The sequence below is a fragment of the Clavibacter davisi genome (assembly GCF_052751415.1).
Genome location: NZ_CP199882.1, coordinates 1,145,003 through 1,162,296 on the forward strand (window position 1 = coordinate 1,145,003; position 17,294 = coordinate 1,162,296).

Annotated in this window: 14 protein-coding genes; 9 read left to right on the forward strand and 5 right to left on the reverse strand. The window is 74.8% G+C overall.

Translation table 11 applies throughout. The annotated features are described in order from the left end of the window. Positions 1-16: 16 nt before the first annotated feature. Together ACU4ZT_RS05455 and ACU4ZT_RS05460 are read right to left on the reverse strand one after the other, a co-directional pair. Complete coding sequence (locus ACU4ZT_RS05455) at positions 17-1,345, reverse strand: MFS transporter (protein ID WP_063071340.1); 1,329 nt, start codon at positions 1,343-1,345, stop codon at positions 17-19. Beyond that, positions 1,342-1,764: a MarR family winged helix-turn-helix transcriptional regulator gene (locus ACU4ZT_RS05460; protein ID WP_445338265.1), complete on the reverse strand. Its 423-nt coding sequence runs from the start codon at positions 1,762-1,764 to the stop codon at positions 1,342-1,344. Before ACU4ZT_RS05460 ends, ACU4ZT_RS05455 begins: the two co-directional genes overlap by 4 nt. 182 nt (positions 1,765-1,946) lie before the next feature. On the opposite strand from ACU4ZT_RS05460, the gene ACU4ZT_RS05465 reads away from it, so the two are divergent. Together ACU4ZT_RS05465 and ACU4ZT_RS05470 are read left to right on the forward strand one after the other, a co-directional pair. Next, entirely contained in the window at positions 1,947-2,144 is a 198-nt protein-coding gene (locus ACU4ZT_RS05465; protein ID WP_063071344.1) for a hypothetical protein, read from the forward strand. A 145-nt stretch (positions 2,145-2,289) separates the two neighbouring features. Further along, positions 2,290-3,123, forward strand: coding sequence for an alpha/beta fold hydrolase (locus tag ACU4ZT_RS05470; RefSeq protein WP_445338268.1), 834 nt, complete (start codon positions 2,290-2,292; stop codon positions 3,121-3,123). A gap of 87 nt (positions 3,124-3,210) precedes the next feature. Here the strand turns inward: ACU4ZT_RS05470 and ACU4ZT_RS05475 are convergent, their stop codons facing one another. Then, positions 3,211-5,079, reverse strand: coding sequence for a glycoside hydrolase family 15 protein (locus ACU4ZT_RS05475; RefSeq protein WP_445338270.1), 1,869 nt, complete (start codon positions 5,077-5,079; stop codon positions 3,211-3,213). A 57-nt stretch (positions 5,080-5,136) separates the two neighbouring features. On the opposite strand from ACU4ZT_RS05475, the gene ACU4ZT_RS05480 reads away from it, so the two are divergent. Beyond that, entirely contained in the window at positions 5,137-6,519 is a 1,383-nt protein-coding gene (locus ACU4ZT_RS05480) for a glucose-6-phosphate dehydrogenase (protein WP_063072816.1), read from the forward strand. Positions 6,520-6,542: 23 nt separating this feature from the next. Here the strand turns inward: ACU4ZT_RS05480 and ACU4ZT_RS05485 are convergent, their stop codons facing one another. Then, a complete protein-coding gene (locus tag ACU4ZT_RS05485; protein ID WP_414748180.1) occupies positions 6,543-7,265 on the reverse strand; it encodes a hypothetical protein in 723 nt (240 codons plus the stop codon). Positions 7,266-7,474: 209 nt separating this feature from the next. On the opposite strand from ACU4ZT_RS05485, the gene ACU4ZT_RS05490 reads away from it, so the two are divergent. Beyond that, positions 7,475-8,704 (forward strand): mechanosensitive ion channel family protein, encoded by a 1,230-nt coding sequence (locus ACU4ZT_RS05490; protein ID WP_063072950.1) that lies wholly within the window; start codon positions 7,475-7,477, stop codon positions 8,702-8,704. Between the two features lie 40 nt (positions 8,705-8,744). On the opposite strand, the gene ACU4ZT_RS05495 is transcribed toward ACU4ZT_RS05490, so the two are convergent. Next, positions 8,745-8,933 carry a hypothetical protein gene (locus ACU4ZT_RS05495; RefSeq protein ID WP_063072817.1) on the reverse strand — a complete coding sequence of 63 codons (189 nt, stop codon included), beginning with the start codon at positions 8,931-8,933 and terminating at the stop codon, positions 8,745-8,747. 163 nt (positions 8,934-9,096) lie between these two features. Here ACU4ZT_RS05495 and ACU4ZT_RS05500 point away from each other — a divergent pair, with 163 nt between their 5' ends. From ACU4ZT_RS05500 to ACU4ZT_RS05520, 5 genes are all read left to right on the forward strand, one after another. Beyond that, positions 9,097-10,251 carry an SLC13 family permease gene (locus ACU4ZT_RS05500; RefSeq protein ID WP_063072818.1) on the forward strand — a complete coding sequence of 385 codons (1,155 nt, stop codon included), beginning with the start codon at positions 9,097-9,099 and terminating at the stop codon, positions 10,249-10,251. 89 nt (positions 10,252-10,340) lie between these two features. Next, positions 10,341-10,919: a TetR/AcrR family transcriptional regulator gene (locus ACU4ZT_RS05505; protein ID WP_063072819.1), complete on the forward strand. Its 579-nt coding sequence runs from the start codon at positions 10,341-10,343 to the stop codon at positions 10,917-10,919. A gap of 56 nt (positions 10,920-10,975) precedes the next feature. Next, positions 10,976-13,909 (forward strand): MMPL family transporter, encoded by a 2,934-nt coding sequence (locus ACU4ZT_RS05510; RefSeq protein WP_063072820.1) that lies wholly within the window; start codon positions 10,976-10,978, stop codon positions 13,907-13,909. Next, entirely contained in the window at positions 13,906-15,801 is a 1,896-nt protein-coding gene (locus ACU4ZT_RS05515) for a YhgE/Pip family protein (RefSeq protein WP_445338273.1), read from the forward strand. The genes ACU4ZT_RS05510 and ACU4ZT_RS05515 overlap by 4 nt, the downstream gene beginning before the upstream one ends. 130 nt (positions 15,802-15,931) lie before the next feature. Then, positions 15,932-17,251 (forward strand): hypothetical protein, encoded by a 1,320-nt coding sequence (locus ACU4ZT_RS05520; protein WP_445338274.1) that lies wholly within the window; start codon positions 15,932-15,934, stop codon positions 17,249-17,251. Positions 17,252-17,294 lie beyond the last annotated feature (43 nt).

Genomic DNA, 17,294 nt, shown 5'->3' on the forward strand with positions numbered 1-17,294 from the left:
TCCGGCGCCGGAGCCCCTAGGTGCGGCGCGCGACCGCCTCGTCCGCCTCGATGTCCTCGCGGGCGTCCGCCCGGCGGTCGCGGCCGTCGCCGTCGTGCGTCACGAGCAGGTGCGGCGTGCGGTGGATCCGGTACGAGATGCGCAGGTGCCGGTGCAGGACCAGCCACGCGATCGCGATGACCGCCGAGACGAGGCCGGACGCCGCGCCCACCATGAGCGCCGCGCGCGGGCCCCACGTGTTCGCGACCCAGCCGACGACCGGGGCGCCGAGCGGGGTGCCGCCCACGAAGATCGCCATGTAGACCGCCATGACGCGTCCCCGCATGCGCGGCTCGACGGTGAGCTGCACGGTGCTGTTCGCGCTCGTCATGAGCGTCTGCGACACGACGCCGACGATCACGAGTGCGCCGGCGAAGAGCAGGTACGTGGGAGCGATCGCCGCCAGCGCGGTCGCGATGCCGAAGAGCGCTGCCCCGACGAACACGAGGCGGATGCGGGGCCGCTCGCGGCGGGCCGAGAGGAGCGCGCCCGCGACGGATCCCACCGCGAGGCTCGACGACAGCAGGCCGAACTCGGTCGCGCCCTTGCCGAACTCGACGCTCGCCATGGTGGAGGTGAAGATCGGGAAGTTGTAGCCGAAGGCACCCACGAGGAAGACGATGACGAGGATCACCATGATGTCCGGCCGGCCGCCGATGTAGCGGAACCCCTCGCGGAGCTGGCCGCGGGACCGGGCGACGCGCTCGGGGCGGCGCAGCTCGCCGACGCGGAGGCGCGTGAGGGCGAACAGCACCGCGATGAAGCTCACGGCGTTGATGAGGAACACCCAGCCGGTGCCGACGCCCGCGATGAGCACGCCCGCGACGGCCGGCCCGATCATCCGCGCGGCGCTGAACGACGCCGAGTTCAGGGCGACCGCGTTTGAGAGGTCGTCGTCGGAGACGAGCTCGGAGACGAAGGACTGGCGGGCGGGCGCGTCGAGCGCGGACGCGATCCCGAGCAGCAGCGCGAAGAGGTACACGTGCCAGAGCTCCGCGCGCCCGGAGAGGACGATGAGGCCGAGGCCCAGCCCGAGGACCGCCATGGCGCCCTGCGTGATCATCAGCACGCGGCGCTTGTCGTACCGGTCGGCGATGAGGCCGGCGTAGGGGGAGAGCAGGAGCATCGGGCCGAACTGGAGGGCCATGACGATGCCGACCGCGGTGGCGTCGTAGCGGGTGAGCTCGGTGAGGACGATCCAGTCCTGGGCCGTGCGCTGCATCCACGTGCCGACGTTGGAGACGAGCGCGCCCGCGAACCAGATGCGGTAGTTCGGCGCGCGGAGGCTGCGGAAGACGGCGCTCACGCGGAGGCCATCCGGCCGAGGAGGACGGCGGCGTCGGCGAGCGTGGCGCGCTCCTCAGGCGTGAGCTCGTCGAGGCGGAGCGACAGCCAGGCGCTCCGCTGCCGGCGGGTCTCCTGGACGACGCGGCGGCCCTCGTCGGTGACGGACACGGTGACGCGACGGCCGTCGTCCGGCGCGGGCGAGCGCTCGGCGTACCCGGCCGACACGAGGCAGTTGACCGTGCGGTTCATGCTCGGGGCGGAGACCCGCTCGATCTCGGCGAGGCGGCCGGGGCTCGCGGGCCCGTCGCGGAGGAGGAGGGCGAGGACCACGAACTGGCTGTCGCCGAGCTCGTGGTCGGCCTTCTCGGCGCGCAGGCGGCGGGAGAGGCGCATGACGCCGGCGCGGAGGCTCTGGCTGAGGTCGGGGGAGTCGGGCACCTGCTTAGGCTAGCTCATTAGGCGTGCTAACTACCGCGACGGGGTGACGGGACGCTGCGAGGCGGCGCGATCCGGACATGGCGACGGGCGGCGCGCCCTCGTCCGGGCAGTATGGGATCACGCCGCAGGACGCGGTGCCCGCGACGACGCGGGCGCCCGCCGCGGGACCAGAGGAGGCACGCATGACGCACCACGACGGCACGGACCACGCGCACGACGACGCGACGCAGGACGACGCGGCGGGACTCGGCGGCGAGGGCACGATCCCCGCGGGTTCCACCGGCGTCGCGGCCGGCCACGACGGCGGGAACGACCACTTCGAGCCCGAGGAGGACACCCCGCACCGCACCGACGAGGACGGCGCGGGCGCGACGGCCTGATCCGCCGCTCGGGCCCGCCTCACCGGCCGGGCCCGCGCGGGTCCGGCGGGGCGCTCCCGCGGAGCCGTCGCTCCACGCGGCGCCGACGGTCCGCGCGGGACGCTCCGCGCGGGACCGCGCCGGCGCCCGCGTAGCCTGGATTCCCGTGGACACCGCGACCAACCCCCTCGACGGCACGCGCATCGCCTACCGGGCCTTCGGCGCCCGGCCCGACGGGGAGGATCCTCGCGATCCGGCGCACGCGCCCGTCGTGCTCGTGCACGGGACGGCCCTCTCGCAGGCGATCTGGCGCGGCTTCGGCTGGGTGCGCGGTCTGTCGCCCGAGCGTCCGGTGATCACGCTCGACCTCCGCGGGCACGGCCGGAGCGGCACCCCGCACGAGCCCGCCGCGTACGCGATGGACCTGATGGTCGCCGACGTCGTGGCCGTGCTCGACGCGGTCGGCCTCGACGCCGTGCACCACGTGGGCTACAGCCTCGGCGCGCGCGTCGGCTTCTCGCTGGCGGCCGCGCATCCGGAGCGGCTGCTCTCCACCGCGAGCCTCGGCGGATCCCCGAGGAGCGGCGTCGGCGTCTTCGACCGGGTGTTCTTCCCCGGCTGCATCGAGGCGCTCGAGGAGGGCGGGATGCCGGGCTTCCTCGACGCGTGGGAGCGCCACAGCGGGCACCCGGTCGACGCCGCGACGCGCGGGGCCTTCCTCGCGGACGACGCCCGGGCGCTCGCCGCCTACATGCGCGAGTCGGAGCGGGGCGCGGGGGTGCCGGACGCGGTCGTCGCGGGATCCGCCGTGCCGCTGCTCCTCGTCGCCGGCACCCGCGATGCCGAGCGGCTCCGGGCAGCCCACCACGTGCGCGCCCTCCGTCCGGACGCGCCGCTCGTCGAGCTCGAGGGCGCGACGCATGCGGACACGCCGCGGCACCCGGACGCGCTGCCCGCGGTCGCGCGGTTCCTCGCGTCGCTCGGCACGACCACGCGCTGACGGACGCCGCTCGCCCGGACCCGGACCCGGACCCGGACCCGGACCCGGACCCGGACGGATCCGGCCGCGCCCCCGCGCCCCCGCGCGTCAGGCGGCCGGCGCCGCCGCGGCCCGCGCCGCCTCCGCGTGCGCGAGCGCGGCGTTGCCCGCCTGGTGCGCCCGGTCGAGCTCGTCGGGGTGCGCCGCCGCGGCGGCCTCCAGGGCGTCCGCCGCGCGCACGAGCGCCAGGTGCGACAGGGCCTGCGGCACGTTGCCCGCCTGGCGACGCTGGACCGGGTCGTACTCCTCCGACAGGAGCCCCACGTCGTTGGACAGCCCGACGAGCCGCTCCATGAGCTCGCGCCCGTCCGCCTCCCGGCCCGAGCGCGCGTACTGCTCGACGAGCCAGAAGGAGCACGCGAGGAACGGGTTCTCGCCGGCGGGCAGGCCGTCGACGCCGGCGCTCGTGTCGTAGCGGAGCAGGAAGCCCTCGTGCATGAGGGTCCTCTCCATGGCGTCCACGGTGGCGAGCATGTGCGGGTCGTCGTAGGCGCAGAACCCGGCCTGGGCGAGGATCAGCAGCGACGCGTCGACCTCGGTCGTGCCGTAGTGCTGGCGGAAGGCGCCGGTGGCGGGATCCACGCCCCGGTCGAGGATCTCGTCGCGCACCCGGTCGCGCAGCGTCCGCCACTGCTCCACGGGTCCGTCGAGGCCGTGCCGCTCGACGCCCTGCACGGCCGCGTCGAGCGCCGCCCAGATCATCGCGCGCGAGTGGGTGAAGTGCTGCTCGGCGCCGCGGATCTCCCAGATGCCGCTGTCCTGCCGCTCCCAGTTCTCCTCGACGTAGCCGATGAGCGCGCGCTGCAGCGGCCAGGAGAACTCGGTCTCGCCGACGCCGGCGTCGCGCGCGGCCTGGAGCGCCATCATCACCTCGCCGATCACGTCGGCCTGGTACTGCTCGAACGCGCCGTTGCCGACGCGCACGGGGCCGGAGCCCTCGTAGCCGGGCAGGCTCTCCAGGTCGCGCTCGGGGAGGTAGCGCTCGCCGCTGAGGCCGTACATGATCTGCACGTCGCCCGGATCCCCGGCGATGGCCCGCAGGAGCCACGTGCGCCACTCGTCGGCCTCGTCGTCGAAGCCGTGGGCGAGCAGCACCTCGAGGGTGAGGGACGCGTCGCGCAGCCAGACGTAGCGGTAGTCCCAGTTGCGCGGGCCGCCGAACTGCTCGGGGAGGCTCGTGGTCGCGGCGGCGACGATGCCGCCGGTGTCCTCGTGCGTGAGCGCGCGCAGCACGAGCAGCGAGCGGCGGACCGCGGCCTGGTGGGGGCCGGAGTGCTCGATGGAGCTCGCCCAGCTCTCCCACCACTCGGTGGTGTGCTCGAGCGCCGCGTCCACGTCGAACGCGGGCGGCTCGCTGCGGTGCGAGGGGTACCAGGTGAGCGTGAGGTCGACGGTCTCGCCGGCCCGCACGTCGAAGCCCACGCCGTGGTGGTGGTTCGTGGCGGTGAGCTCGGGGCCGCGGACCACGACGGCGTCAGGGCCGGCCACCGCGACGAGGCGCGGGTCGCCGTCGTCGTGCTTGCGGATCCACGGCAGCGCGGTCGCGTAGCCGAAGCGCAGGCGGAGGTCGCCCTGCATCCGCACGGTGCCGCTGATGCCGCGGACGCGCCGCACGACGTCGGCGCGGCGGTTGCCCATCGACATGAAGTCGGTGACCTCGACGGCGCCCTCGGGCGTCTCCCACCGGGTCCAGAGCACGAACGTGTTGCCGAGGTAGGTGCGCATCGAGACCGAGGCGTCCGGGTGCGCGGGGGCGAGGCGCCAGGACCCGTGCTCGTCCGTGCCGAGGAGCGCCCCGAACATGGACGCGGAGTCGAAGCGCGGCAGGCACAGCCAGTCGATGGAGCCGTCCCGCCCGACCAGCGCTCCCGTGTGGCAGTCCCCGATGAGTGCGTAGTCCTCGATGCGCATGGCCATGGCCCATCGTCCCATGTGCCGCCTGTCGATCCCGTCCGCCCCGCGTACCCTGGCCGCATGCCCGCGACCTCCACGCTCCTCATCCTCGGCGCCAGCGGCGACCTCTCCGCGCGCCTCCTCCTCCCCGGCCTCGGCGAGCTCCTCGCGCACCGGCCCGACCTCGACCTGCAGCTCGTCGGCGCGGGCACGGAGGACTGGGACGACGACCGCTGGCGCGACGTCGTCCGCACCTCGTTCGCCTCGCTCGGCGCGGAGGGCCCGGCGGTCGACCGCGTGCTGGCGGGCACGACCTACCTCTCGGCCGACGTCACCGCCCAGGCCGACCTCGAGCGCCTGTTCGCGGCGTGCGATGCGGCCCCGGCCGTCTACTTCGCGCTGCCGCCGGCGGTCACCGAGAGGGCGTGCGAGGCCATGACCGGCATGACGCTGCCCGCGGGCACGTCGCTCTCGCTGGAGAAGCCGTTCGGCACCGACCTCGCGAGCGCCCAGGCGCTCAACCGGCTGCTCGCGACGCTCGTGCCCGAGGAGCGCACGCACCGGGTGGACCACTTCCTCGGCCGCTCCACCGTGCGGAACCTCCTCGGGCTGCGCTTCGCGAACCGGCTGCTCGAGCCGGTGTGGAACGCGCAGCACATCGCGAGCGTCGAGATCGTCTACGACGAGCAGCTCGCGCTCGAGGGCCGCGCCCGCTACTACGACACCGCGGGCGCCCTCACCGACATGATCCAGAGCCACCTGCTGCAGGTCATGGCCGTGTTCGCGATGGAGCCGCCGGCCACGACGGACGCGCGCGACATCCGCGACCAGAAGGCGCTCGTGCTCCGGGCCACCCGGCCCTTCGGCGGCGACCCGGTCGCCTCCTCCCGCCGGGCCCGCTACTCCGCGGGCGACGTGGAGGGCCGCGAGCTGCCGGCCTACGCCGACGAGGAGGGTGTGGATCCGTCGCGCGGCACGGAGACGCTCGCCGAGCTGACGGTCGAGATCGCGAACTGGCGCTGGGCCGGCGTGCCCTTCCGCCTCCGCTCCGGCAAGGCGATGCGGGACCACCGCCGCGAGATCGTCGTGACCTTCCAGCCCGCGCCGCACGTGCCCACGGGTCTCTCGGGCGCGGGGGAGCCGGACCGCATCCGGATCCTCCTCGCGCCCGACGAGCTGCACCTGGAGCTCAACGTCAACGGGCCGGCCGACCCCGACGTCATCGACCGGGCCGAGCTCGTGACCGCGTTCGACGCGGGCGACCTGCCGCCGTACGGCCAGGTGATCGACGGGATCATCTCGGAGGACGAGAGCCTGTCGGTGCGCGGCGACACGGCCGAGGAGTGCTGGCGGATCGTCGAGCCGGTGATCGCCGCCTGGCGCGCGGGCGACGTGCCGCTCGAGGAGTACCCGGCCGGATCCGCGGGGCCGTGGGACGGGCCGCAGGTGGCCCCGAGGGGCTGAGCTGTCGCCGACGGCCGTCCTGGCTAGGCGCTTCGCATCCCGCGCAGCAGCGCGGGCACGCGTCGGGGGTCGCCCGCGAGCTCGGCGAGCGTGCCGTCGAGCGGATCCTCGTCGAACACCGCGAGCTCGCGCGTCACCGCGTCCTCCCGGGCGGACTCCGCACGGGAGGGCGATGCGGCGGAGCCGGTCGCGCGCGCGTCCGTGAGCGGGAGGTCGGCTGCGGCCGGAGCGGCGCCGAGCGCGAGGGCGACGTCGCGGGCGATGTGCGCGGTCATCAGCTCGTCGAAGAACCCGGCCGTCGTGTCGGGCGTCCGGCGCACGAGCGCCCACGCGCCGTCGGGACCGAAGTGATGCGCGAGCGCCGCGTGCACGATCAGCGCGAGCGGCCGGAGGTCGGGATCCGCGTCGGCGGGGGAGACCGTGGCGTCCGCGGGCGCGTCGTGCGCCGGTGCCCCCGCCGGGGCTCCGGCCTCGTGCGCGGCGACGTGCGGCGGACGCCCCGGCCCGCCGTGCAGCCGGGCCGCGCTGGCGGCGAGCTCGCCGGTGGCGAGCGACGCGGACGGGCTCTCCGTCGGCGTCGACGCCGGCGCGTCGGCAGCGGACGCGTCGGCAGCGGGCGCGTCGGCAGCGGGCGCGTCGGCAGCGGAGGCGCCGGTGCCGGACGCGCCGGTGCCGGCGGATCGTGCATCCGGCGCCGCGGGCGCGGCCTCGGTCGAGCGGGTCCTGCGCCTCAGCCATCGGAACATGATCCCGACCTCCCCGATCGCACCGCCGCGATCGGGACCATGATCGCCGCCGACACGCCCGGGCGTCCTCGCGACACGCCGAGCGGATCCGCATGGGGGCGCGGAGAGCGCGCCCCCGTCCCCGTCGACGGCCACGTCCCTCCCGGGCAGCGGCTGCAACACTGGATCCTCCCGGGACAGCGCGGTCCGCCCACCCGACCGGAGGATCCATGGACCTGCCCGCCCTGCTCGCCCAGCCCGCCGTGGCCGTGATCGTCACGCTGCTCGCGGCCGTGGCCGCCGCCCTGCTCGTCACCGCCGTCGTCGCCCTCGTCGTGCGGGTCATCGCCCGCCGCCGCGAGTGGGCGGCCCGGCTGGTGACGCGCGCCCGGCGCCCATTCCGCGTGCTGCTCCTCGTCGTGGCGCTGTGGGTCGCGCTCCGTGCCTCCATCGCCCCGGGCGAGCTGCGCGACGGGCTCGACCACCTGCTGCACGTCGTGACGATCGTCGCGTCCGCCTGGCTCGTCTGCGCCCTGGCCATCTTCTTCGAGGACCTCGGGCTCAGCCGCTACCGCGTGGACGTCGCCGACAACCGCGTCGCGCGCCGGGTGCGCACGCAGGTGCTCATCATCCGCCGCCTCACCGTGGTCGCGATCGTCGTGGTCGCCGTCGGCGCGATCCTCCTCACCTTCCCCGGGGCGCGGACGGCCGGCGCGAGCGTGCTCGCGTCCGCCGGCCTCGTGTCCATCGTCGCCGGCCTCGCGGCGCAGTCGACGCTCGCCAACGTCTTCGCGGGGATGCAGCTCGCCTTCAGCGACGCGATCCGGGTCGACGACGTGGTCATCGTGGAGAAGGAGTGGGGCCGCGTCGAGGAGATCACGCTCACCTACGTGGTGGTGCACATCTGGGACGACCGCCGCATGGTGCTGCCGTCCACCTACTTCACGACCACGCCGTTCCAGAACTGGACGCGCACGAAGTCCGAGCTGCTCGGCGCGGTCGAGCTCGACCTCGACTGGCGCGCGACCCCGGCGAGCATGCGCGAGGAGCTCGACCGCGTGCTCGCGACGACCGACCTCTGGGACGGCCGCGTATCCGTGCTCCAGGTGACGGATGCGGTGGGCGGCTACGTGCGGATCCGCGTGCTCGTCTCGGCCGTGGACGCGCCGACGCTGTTCGACCTGCGCTGCCTCGTGCGCGAGCGCCTCGTGACGTTCCTGCACGAGAGCAGCCCGCAGTCGCTGCCGCGCACGCGCGTGCAGATGGTGGATCCGGGCGAGCACGAGGACGCATCCCGCGCGCGACGGCGGACCGCGGAAGCGGAGCCCACGGGCCTGTTCTCCGGCACGGCGCAGGGCGACTCGCGCGCGGGGCTGTTCACCGGACCGATCTCGACCGTGCCGGCCGCCGAGCGCATCGACCTCGGGGTCGACGGGGACCGCTGGCGCACGCACGAGTGACGCGCACGCCCGGGGGCATGCGCGTCACGGCGCGGGGCGGCTAGTTGCCGAGCTGCCCGTCGCGGGAGTCCTCGATGACGGTGCCGACGGCGATCGCCATCGTGATGCCCCAGCTCAGCCACATGAGGCCGAGCTTCCAGTCGCGCGGACCCCGACGGGTCGTCTGGAGCGTGCTCCAGCCGCCGATGAGGGCGCTGAGGACGCTGCCGTTCAGGATGTACTTGCGCATGACACCTCCCAGTGTGCTTCCACGGTACCGGGATCCGGTCGCCGCGACCGCCGCCCGGCGCGCGCCGCCCCGCCGCCCTCCCGCCGCCGTCCCCTTTCCGCAGGCGGTGCGGGCTCCCGGCGCGCGATGAGTACAGTGATCGCGGATCAGACAGGAGGCGCCCGTGCGCACAGCCCTCATCGGGGTGGTGCTCCTCGTCGTCGGCGCCGTCGCCGTGGCCACCGGAGCCCTCCCGCTCGACGACCTCGGCGTGCTGTACGAGCGGGTCTGGCCGATCCTCCTCTTCGTCGTCGCGATCACGGTGGTCACCGAGCTCGCCAGCGAGGCGGGCCTGTTCACCTGGATCGCCGAGCGGGCCGCGGGCCTCGGCCGCGGCCGCACCTGGGCGTTGTGGCTCGCGACCGTCGTGCTCGCGTGCCTCTGCACGATCTTCCTGTCGCTCGACACCACGGCCGTGCTCCTCACGCCCGTGGTCGTCGTGCTCGCGCGCCACTGCGGGCTGCCGCCGCTCCCGTTCGCGCTCACCACGGTGTGGCTCGCGAACACGGCGTCGCTGCTCCTGCCCGTCTCGAACCTCACGAACCTGCTCGCGGAGCACGAGCTCGGCGGCCTCGGCCCGGCCGGCTTCGCGGCGCTCACGGTCGCGCCCGCCCTCGTCGCCATCGCCGTGCCCGTGCTCGCGATCCTCGTCATCCACCGCAAGGACCTCTTCACCCGCTACGAGGTGGGGGCGCCCTCGGCGCCGACCGACCGCGTGCTCCTCGTCGGCAGCGCCGTCGTGGTGGGGCTGCTCGTGCCGGCGCTCGTCTCGGGCGTCGAGGTGTGGATCCCGGCGCTCGCCGCGGCCGTCGTCCTCGCGATCCTCACGGCCGTCCGCCGCCCGCGGGTGCTCCGGCTGGGGCTCCTGCCGTGGCAGCTCGTCGTGTTCGCGTCCGGCCTCTTCATCGTGATGGAGGCCGCGCAGTCGCTCGGGCTCACCGCCGTCATGGCCGCGATCTCGGGCCAGGGCCAGGACGCCGCGTCGCTCTTCCGCCTGGCGGGCGTCGCGACGCTGAGCGCCAACGCGGTCGACAACCTGCCGGCCTACCTGGCGCTGGAGCCCGTCGCCGGATCCCCGGAGCGGCTCGTCGCGATCCTGGTGGGCGTCAACGCGGGTCCGCTCATCACGCCGTGGGCGTCGCTCGCGACCCTGCTCTGGCACGAGCGGCTCGTGAGCATGGGGGTGCACATCAAGTGGTCGCGGTACGTGCTGCTCGGCCTCGTGGTCGCGCCGCTCACCGTCGGCCTCGCGATGCTCGCGTTCGTGCTCATCCGCTGACCCGCCGTCCGGCCGTCCCGCCTGACAGGCGGCTGGCAGTCTGACCGATCGTGCAGGACCTGACCGATCGGTCGACCTAGGCTCGACGGGTGACCCGAACCCCCCGCGCCTCCGCCGGCGACGAGCTGCGGACGATCGCCGCCGCGCGCTTCGCCCGCGACGGCTTCCAGGCGACCTCGCTGCAGCAGATCGCCGACGAGGCGGGCTACTCGAAGTCGAGCGTGCTCTACCACTTCGCGTCCAAGGAGGCGCTGCTCGACGCCCTCCTGGAGCCCACGATCGACGCGCTCGCCGAGGTCATCGAGCGCGCCGACTCCATCCGCGGCGACGCGGACGCGAGGCGGCTCTTCGTCGAGCGCTTCATCGACTTCCTCCTGCTGCACCGGCACGAGGTGGCGCTGTTCATCACGCAGGGCCGGTCGCTCGGCCACCTCGCCGTGATCGAGCGCGCGAACGACCTCGTGCGCACGCTCGGCGAGACCGCCGGCGCCCTCGACAGCACGCTCGACCAGCTGCGCTTCGGCGTGGCCCTCGGCGGCGCGGCGTACATCCTCGCCGCGAGCGACGACTGGTCCACCAACGAGCCGCTGCCCGACGACGAGCTCCGGGCCGCTCTCGTCGTGGTCGTGGGGGAGCTCCTCGCCCCCCTCGGCGCCCGCTCCGCCTGATCCCCGCTCCGCCCGTCCCCCCCCCCGCACCACCCTCCGAAGGAGAGCCACCGCCCATGGCCACGCTGCTGTACCGACTCGGACGCATCTCGTTCCTCCACCCGTGGCGCGTCGTCGCCGCGTGGATCGTCATCCTCGGCATCCTGCTGGGCGGCGGCCTCGCGCTCGGCGGGAAGACCCAGGAGTCGTTCTCGATCCCGGGCACGGAGTCGCAGGAGGCCATCGACCGGCTGGCCGCCGTGTTCCCGCAGGCCGCGGGCGCGAGCGCCCAGATCGTGACGGAGGCGCCCGCGGGCGGCAAGGTCACCGACGACGCGGAGAAGGCCGCCATCGAGGCGACCGCGACGGCCGCGGCCGACGTGCCGGGCGTCGAGACGGCGCTCTCGCCCTTCTCGGAGTACGCGAGCGACGCGGTGTCCGCGGACGGCACCGTGGCGATCACGACCGTGCAGTTCGCCGGGCAGAGCGACCAGGTGACGCCCGCGACCCTCGACGCGCTCAAGGCGTCCGCGCAGGCGGCCGAGGATGCGGGGATGACGGTGTCGTTCGGCGGCCAGGTCTTCCAGGACGTCCACTACGGCGTCACCGTGACCGAGGCGTTCGGCGTGCTCTTCGCGGGCCTCGTGCTCGTGCTCACGTTCGGCTCGATGCTTGCGGCGGGGCTGCCGCTCATCGGCGCGCTCGTCGGCGTCGCGGCCTCGGCGGGTGCCCTGATGGCGGCTTCGAAGTTCGTCACGGTCTCGAGCGCGTCGCCGCTGCTGGCGGTGATGATCGGGCTCGCGGTCGGCATCGACTACGCCCTCTTCATCCTCATGCGGCACCGGACGCAGCTCGCCAACGGCATGCCCGTCGAGCGCTCGGCGGCGACCGCGGTCGCGACCGCCGGCAGCGCCGTGATCTTCGCGGGCGTGACGGTGATCATCGCGCTGCTCGGCCTCCTCGTGGTGCAGATCCCGTTCCTCACGGTCATGGGCCTCGGCGCGGCCTTCGCGGTGCTGCTCGCCATGGGCGTCGCCACCACGCTGCTGCCGGCCATGCTCGGCTTCGCGGGCGAGCGCCTCCGGCCGAAGGAGGGCTCGCGGGCCGCCCGCCGCGCGAAGGCCCAGGCCGAGGGCACCCAGCGCACGCTCGGCGCGCGCTGGGTGGCGGTCGTCACCAAGGTGCCGATCATCCCCGTCGTGATCGTCATCGGCATCGCCGGCCTCCTCGCCGTGCCCGCGTCGCAGCTGCAGCTGGGGCTGCCGAGCGGGGCGACCGAGCCCGCCGGATCCACGAGCCGCGTCGCGTACGACACCGTCTCGGACGCGTTCGGCCCCGGCCACAACGGCCCGCTCGTCGTGCTCGTGGACATCACGCAGACCACCGACCCCATCGGGGTGCTCGGGAAGATCGGCGACGAGATCCGCGGGCTCGACGACGTGGCCTTCGTCGGCACCGGCACGCCCAACCCCTCGGTCGACACCGCGATCATCCAGGTGCTCCCGGACAGCCCGCCCGAGTCGGCGGAGACGACCGCGCTCATGCAGTCGATCCGCGACCTCGCGCCCGGCCTCCGGGACCGCTACGACACGCGCGTGTCCGTCACCGGCACCACCGCGGTGCAGAACGACATCTCGCAGCGGCTCGACCAGGCGCTCGTGCCGTTCGGGATCGTGGTGGTGGGGCTGTCGATCATCCTGCTGATGATCGTGTTCCGCTCGGTCTTCGTGCCCGTGAAGGCCGCGGTCGGCTTCCTGCTGAGCGTCGTCGTCTCGTTCGGCACGGTCGTGCTGATCTTCCAGCAGGGCGCGTTCGCCGACGTCCTCGGGGTCACGCCCGGCCCGATCCTCAGCTTCATGCCGATCCTCCTCATGGCGATCCTGTTCGGGCTCGCCATGGACTACGAGGTCTTCCTCGTCTCCGGGATGCGCGAGGACTTCGTGCACCACGGCGATGCGCGGCGGGCCATCGTCACGGGCTTCTCGGGCGCCGCCCGGGTCGTGACGGCGGCCGCGCTCATCATGTTCTTCGTCTTCGCGGCCTTCGTGCCCGAGGGCGCGGGCGTGATCAAGACCATCGCGCTCGGCCTCGCCGTCGGCATCTTCTTCGACGCGTTCCTCGTGCGCATGACCCTCGTGCCGGCCGCCATGGCGCTGCTCGGGAAGCGCGCCTGGTGGATCCCGCGCTGGCTCGACCGGATCCTCCCCGACGTCGACATCGAGGGCGAGGGGCTCCGCGAGCACCAGGACGACGTGGACTGGGCGCATGCGTCCGGCGCCGCCGTCGCGGCCGAGCGGCTCGTCGCGGGCGTCCCCGGGCGCCGGCTCCTGCCGGTGGACCTGCGTGCGCCATCCGGATCCCTCGTGCTCGTCGAGGGCGACGTCGCCGACCGCCGGCTCCTCGGCGCCACGCTCGGGGCCCGGCTCACGCCGCTCTCCGGTCGCGCGCAGGTCGCGGGCCACCCGCTCGCGTCCGAGTCCGGCCGCGTGCTCACGAGCGTCGCCATGGCCGACCTCGGCAGGGTCGACCGGGTGGACTCGGGGCTGACGGTGGGGGACCTCCTCGCCGAGCGCATCGACCTGTCCGAGCCGATGGGCCGTCACAGGCGAGCCCGCGCCCGGCAGGCCGAGTGGCTCGAGCGGATCGACCAGGCGGCCGACGCCGCCGGCGCGCTCCGCATCGGCGCCGACGACCCGGTCGGATCCCTCCTGCCGCTCGAGCGCGCCATCGCCCTCACCGCCATCGCCGCCTCGGGACGCGCCCCCGTGCTCGTGCTCGACGTGGTGGACCCCTTCCCGGACGCCGCCGCCGAGCGCGCGTTCCTCGCCGCCCTGCCCGCGCTCGTCCACGAGAGCACGACCGTCCTCCTGGGCGCGCCGTGGTTCCCGGACGACCACGGGATCCCCGGGCGGCCGACCGTCCGCCTCCGGCTCGAGGCCGACACGGCGCCGCCAGCCGACCAGCCCGGCCACGACCAGACCGTCACCACCGTCGAGGAGACCCTCCGATGACCACCCGCTCCACCCGCCGACGTCTCGCCGTCGCCCTCGTCGCGATCGTGCCCCTCGCGGTCGCCGGCCTCTTCATCGGCTCGCTCTCGGACGTCGCGAAGGGCGTCGAGCGCGTGCCCGCCGCCATCGTCAACCAGGACGAGATCGTGCAGCAGAAGGCGCCCGACGGCACGGAGTCGCCCGTGCTCGCCGGCCGCCTGCTCGTGACGCAGCTCACCTCCGACGACAACCAGGCCTTCGACTGGACCATCACGAACGCCGACGAGGCGCAGCGGATGCTCGACGACGGCGAGGTCTACGCGGTGCTGACCGTGCCGAAGGACTTCTCCTCGTCGATCGTGTCGCTGTCGACGGAGACCCCGCAGCGCGCGCAGATCAGCGTGGAGACGGACGACGCGCACGGCTACCTGACGGGCGCGGCCACGCAGGCCGTCGGGGTCGGCATGACCAGCGTGTTCGGCAACGCCATCACGTCGCAGTTCGTCTCCGGCATCTACACGACCTTCGGCGGGCTCAAGGGCTCGCTCACCGACGCGGGGACCGGCGCCGACAAGCTCGCGGACGGAGCCACGCAGCTCTCCTCGGGCGCGACGACGCTCGGCGACGGGATCACGCAGCTGGGCGACGGCATCGGCCGCACGCAGCAGGGCGCGTCGCAGCTCGCGGACGGCCTCGGCACCTACACGGGCGGCGTCTCGCAGCTCTCCTCGGGACTCGACCGGCTGCAGACCGGGGCCGCCGGGCTCTCGCAGGTCTCCGACGGCGTCGGGCAGTACGCGGGCGGGGCCGGGCGGATCGCGACGCAGGTCCAGGGGATCCGGCAGCAGCTCGCCGCGAACCCGCAGACGGCGCCGATCGCCGCGCAGCTCGCGCCGCTCGAGCAGGGGATCGACGAGTACGCGGCGCAGGGGCAGGCCCTCGCGACGAAGACGGCGGCCGGGATCCAGGGCGTGCAGCAGGGCATCGGCCAGAGCGCGTCCGGGGCCTCGCAGCTCGCGGCGAACGGCGGGGCCCTCGTCTCCGGCGCGCGCCAGCTGGACGACGGCCTCGGCCGGCTCCGCACGGGCGCGACCGGCGCGGCCACGGGAGCGGGCGACCTCGCCACGGGCGCGACGGCGCTCTCCTCCGGCGCGACCGAGCTCGGCCAGGGCCTCACGCAGGGCGCCGAGCAGATCCCGTCGCTCGACGCCGATCAGGCGGCCTCCGCCTCGGGCGTCGTCGCGGATCCGGTGGGCCTCACCGTGCAGCGCGAGAACGAGATCGACAACCCGGGCGACGCCGTCGCCGCGATCTTCGTGCCCATCGGCCTCTGGCTCGGCGCCTTCGCGACCTTCCTCGTGCTGCGTCCGGCCGCGCGCCGCCTGCTCGCCTCGTCGGCCGCGACGGGCCGCGTCATGGGGCGCGTGCTCGCCCGCGCCGCGCTCATCGCGCTCGCCCAGGTCGTGCTGCTCGTCGCCCTCGTGCACGCCGCGCTCGGGCTGTCGCTCGCGCTGCTTCCCGCGACCCTCGGGTTCGCCGCCGTCACCGCGGCGGCCTTCACGGCGATCCACTACCTGCTGCGCCAGGCGTTCGGCCGCACCGGCATGGTCGTCTCGCTCATCCTGCTGGCGGTGCAGGCCGCGGCGATGGGCGGGGTCATCCCGCTGCAGCTCGTGGCGGAGCCGTTCCAGGTCATCAGCCCGTTCCTGCCGCTCACGTACGCGGCGTCGGGCATGCAGGCGATCATCGCCGGGGGAGCGCCCGCCGTCGCGTGGGGAGCCGCGGGCACGCTGGCCGTGTTCCTGCTGCTGAGCCTCGCCGTCTCCTACCTGGTGACGCGGCGCTCGCGGCGGGCGCGGAGCCTCGGCCTCCTGCCGGGCAGCGCGCCGGCGTCGGCGGCCGTCGCCGTCTGACGCCTTCCGCACGACCCGACGCCGGGCGCTCCCGCGGGTGCCCGGCATCGCGCGTCTGGGGGGCGTGACGGAGACGAGGCCGCCGCACCGCCTAACATTCGAGAACCGTTCTCGACAAGGAAGTCGCCCCATGCGCACCCCCTCCCTCCTCGGCGTCGGCCTCGTGGTCGTCGGCCTGCTCGCCGGCGGCGTCGGATCCGTCGCCGCCCCGCCCGAGACCGCGTCCGCCGCCGGCCGCGCGTCGTGGCTGCTCGTCGCCGACCCGGTGGCGCACGCCGTCTCGATCGTCGACTCGGCGACCGGCCGCACCACGGGCTCCCTCAGGGACACGACGCTGGGCGCGCACGCCGGCGTCGTGCAGCTGGGGCACGGCCGCATCGCCTTCGTCGACGAGAGCGGCCCCCGGCTCGACGTGGTCGACATCTCCTCCGCCGGGGTCCCGCGCCTCGCATCGGCGACCCCGATCCCGTCCGCGGCCGGCGCCTGGACGCGCGCCGGCTGGATCTCGGACGACGCCGGCCACCGGTACGTCGCGGTCGGGTCGGACCTCGACGGGTCCACCACGCAGCAGGTCACGCTCGTCGACACCCGCACGGGCCGCGCGAGCACAGCGACCGTCCGCACGAGCGAGGTGACCCTCGCGACCACGGGCGAGCGCGGCACCGAGGAGATGGAGACGTTCCTCGTGGGATCCCCGCTGCGCCTCGTCGTGAGCGCCGGCGGGCACCTCGACGCCTACGACGCCGGTGCCATCCTGCGCGGCGACGAGCACCCGGCCCCGATCGCCTCGACGCCGCTCGGCGCCTACCCGCACGGGCCGATCGCCGACGCGCGCGGCACGGTCGTCGGCTCGACCCTGCACGACGGCGTCGAGACGGTGCCGGTGACCCGCGACGGCTTCGGCCCGGCGACCACGCGGCCCTACCCGGAGCGCGCGCAGCAGAGCTACCGGCCGCGGATGGCCCCCGACGGCACGACGGCCGTGGGCGCGCAGGCGGGCGCCACGGCGGCCGACCCGGCGGTGCTGACCTCGTCGTCGATGCGCGGCGCGGGCATCGCGAGCGTCGCCCTCGGCACGGGCACGCCCACGCGCGCGGCCGTCGCGCCGTCCTACGCGGCGGCCGTGGTGACGGCGGACGGCGTCGACACGCTCGACCTCGTCGGGCGCGGTGCGGATGGCCTCTACGACGGGGCGGTCACGCGCGTGCGGCTCCCCGCGCTCGGGCAGGCGGCGGGCACCGGATCCTCCGCGCGCTTCCTCGCGGCCTCGGCCGACGGGTCGGAGCTGTTCCTCTCTCGGGCGGGCACGGGATCCGTGCTAAAGATCGACGTGCGCGGCACGACGGCCACCGTCCGCGGCACGATCGCCGTGCCGTCGGCGTTGTCGGACGGCGGTTACCTCGCCACCGTGGACCAGCACCAGCGGCCGTACGACCTCAGCGGGCGCTGACGCGCACGGCGCACCGCACGCATGACGAGGGCCGCCCGGATCA